This window comes from Chitinophaga sp. (genome assembly GCF_035564935.1).
Taxonomy (GTDB): Bacteria; Bacteroidota; Bacteroidia; order Chitinophagales; family Chitinophagaceae; genus Chitinophaga.
The window spans coordinates 1-2,577 of sequence record NZ_DATMTE010000452.1; the positions used below are offsets into that span (position 1 = coordinate 1).

Annotated in this window: 4 protein-coding genes; all 4 read left to right on the plus strand. The window is 45.5% G+C overall.

Annotated elements, in window-relative coordinates; genetic code table 11:
* A partial coding sequence (locus VN105_RS11695) for a carboxymuconolactone decarboxylase family protein (protein ID WP_325641030.1) occupies positions 1-397 on the plus strand: 397 nt, incomplete at its 5' end.
* Positions 398-432: 35 nt separating this feature from the next.
* Positions 433-771 (plus strand): YciI family protein, encoded by a 339-nt coding sequence (locus VN105_RS11700; RefSeq protein WP_325641032.1) that lies wholly within the window; start codon positions 433-435, stop codon positions 769-771.
* A gap of 61 nt (positions 772-832) precedes the next feature.
* The gene (locus VN105_RS11705; protein WP_325641033.1) at positions 833-2,083 is read left to right on the plus strand and encodes an RNA polymerase sigma factor; all 1,251 of its coding nucleotides are present in this window, start codon (positions 833-835) and stop codon (positions 2,081-2,083) included.
* On the plus strand, positions 2,067-2,577 hold a 511-nt coding region (locus tag VN105_RS11710), incomplete at its 3' end, for a cyclic nucleotide-binding domain-containing protein (protein WP_325641035.1). The genes VN105_RS11705 and VN105_RS11710, both read left to right, overlap by 17 nt.

Below are 2,577 nucleotides of genomic sequence, written 5' to 3' on the forward strand. Positions count from 1 at the left end.
CGGATCATCCATTGAAAAGTCACTCCAGCATTTAATTTATTTCCGGGTGTCAGAAATGAATGGCTGCGGATTTTGCCTGGATATGCACTCCAAAGATGCAAGGGAGGAAGGAGAAACAGAACAACGTCTTTATATGCTGGCTGGCTGGAGAGAAGCGACAGTATATACCGATCGCGAGCGGGCGGCCTTTGCCTGGGCGGAAGCGGTAACCAGGATCACTAACAGCGACGTACCGGACGATGTATATAACCAGGTGCGCCAGCAGTTTTCTGAAGAAGAGATCGTAGACCTGACCATCGCTGTTACCACTATTAACAGCTACAACCGTCTTAATATTGCCTTCCGCACGGCTGCCGGAAGCTATAAACCGGGATTATTCAAGGTGAAAGCTAATTAATTCATATATTTCACTACGATTTAAATTATAAAGAGATGAAAGAATTTTTATTGTTGTTCCGTAATACTGATCTTGCTCCCCGTGATTTCTCTGCAGAAGATTTCCAGGCGATGACAAAGAAGTGGCAGGACTGGGCAGGAGGTATTGCCGCAGAAGGCAAACTGGGGAGTAACGGCAACCGTCTTTCACAGGAAGGAAAAGTACTGAAACCGGGAGGCGTTATCACCGACGGGCCTTTTGTAGAGATCAGGGAAAGGCTGGGCGGATTCCTGGTAGTAAAGTCCGATACGCTGGAAGAAGCTACCACACTGGCACACGGCTGCCCTGTTCTGGAAATCGGCGGCAGCGTTGAGATCAGGGAAATTGTTTCATAAACGGTATCAGCAAAAAATAAAAGAACCACTCTTTCGTTAGAGTGGTTTTTACTGTTTTAATATGGAAAGGGAACTCGAATCACTGAAGCATTTATTTAAGCAGGAATTTTCCAAGATGGTGGCTGTGATCAGCAAGCTTTTCGGGTTACAGCATATTGAAATAGCGGAGGATATTGTGAGTGAAACATTTTTACTGGCCTCCGAAACATGGGGTATGAAAGGGCTTCCTCCCAATCCAACCGCCTGGCTTTATACCGTAGCCAAACAAAAAACAATACATCATTTCAGGAGAAATAAAATATTTGACACCAAGGTACTTCCTGAAATAACAGCCCGGCAGGAGCTGACCGGCGATGCCGAAGCGCTGAATTTCTCCCAGGAAAACATCCAGGACAGCCAGTTACAAATGCTTTTTGCCGTGTGTAACCCCGCTATTGCCAGCGAAGCGCAGATAGGCCTGGCATTGCGTATTCTTTGTGGTTTTGGAATAGATGAAATTGCAGAAGCCTTTCTATCCAACAAAGAAACCATCAATAAAAGACTATTCAGGGCAAAAGAGAAGCTGCGCGCAGAGAAGATCAAAATGGAGCTTCCGCCGGAAGGCGATATCCCCAAGCGGCTGGATAATGTACTGCATATTATTTACCTGCTTTTCAGCGAAGGATATTATTCGCAAACACAGAACCAGATCCTGCAAATGGATCTTTGCCTGGAAGCATTGCGGCTGGGGCTGATGCTTACTGCCTACGACAAAACCAACCTGCCCAAAACAAACGCGCTGATTGCCCTCATGTGCTTTCATGCGTCCCGCTTCAATGCCAGGCAGGCCGGTGAAGGCGAAGTGGTATTGTATGAAGCGCAGAACGAAGCCCTGTGGGACCATTCGTTAATTAACCAGGGCATCCGTTTCCTGCAGCTTTCCGCTGAAGGCAATGAAGTAAGCTCCTTTCACCTGGAAGCCAGGATCGCCTACTGGCACTGCATCAAGGAAGACACGCCGGAAAAGTGGAAGGAAATCCTGCAGCTATACAATGCGCTGTTAATGATCAATTACTCGCCCAGTGTAGCCCTGAACCGTACCTTTGCATTGTATAAAGCAAACGGGCAGGAGGAAGCCCTAAAAGAAGCAGAAAAATTGAAGCTGGAGAATAATCATTTCTATTATGTATTGCTGGGGGAACTGTATAAGAATATCGACAACAATAAAGCAAAGGAAAGTTTCCGCAAAGCCTGGCAGCTGGCCAAAACAGATACTGAAAAACAAGGCATCGAGGCACAATTAAACCGTTTCACAGATGAGCATACACACTAACCTGATCAACGCCATAGGACACTTTATCCGTATGGATGAAGCCGAAAAACAGTTTATCTCTTCTTTGTTTGTACGCAGGCAGTTCCGGAAAAATGACTACTTCCTGCGGGAAGGACAGGTATGCCGTGAGGTGGGATTTATTGAAAAGGGATTGATCCGTTACTACAGTATCAAAGATTCCGGCGAAGAACTGACATTTGATTTTGGAAAGGAAAATGATTTTACCTGTAATTATGAAAGTTTTCTTGATCACTCGGTTTCCCGGCGCAGCATCCAATGCATTGAACCAACAGAAATACTATGCGCTTCGTATGAAAGTCTTCAATTGATTTACAGTAAAGTTAAGGAAGGCGAAAAGTTTGGCCGTTTAATTTGTGAACAGCTATATGTGTATGCACTGAAAAAGGCCACCTCTTTTTATGAAGACCAGCCAGAGCAGCGGTATCTGCATTTTATACATAACTACCCCGACCTGCAGCAACGTATTCCCCAGT

Excerpts from the sequence above, each read along its gene's own strand:
- VN105_RS11700 (WP_325641032.1), top strand. The coding sequence starts at position 433 with ATGAAAGAATTTTTATTGTTGTTCCGTAATACTGATCTTGCTCCCCGT.
- VN105_RS11705 (WP_325641033.1), top strand. The coding sequence starts at position 833 with ATGGAAAGGGAACTCGAATCACTGAAGCATTTATTTAAGCAGGAATTT.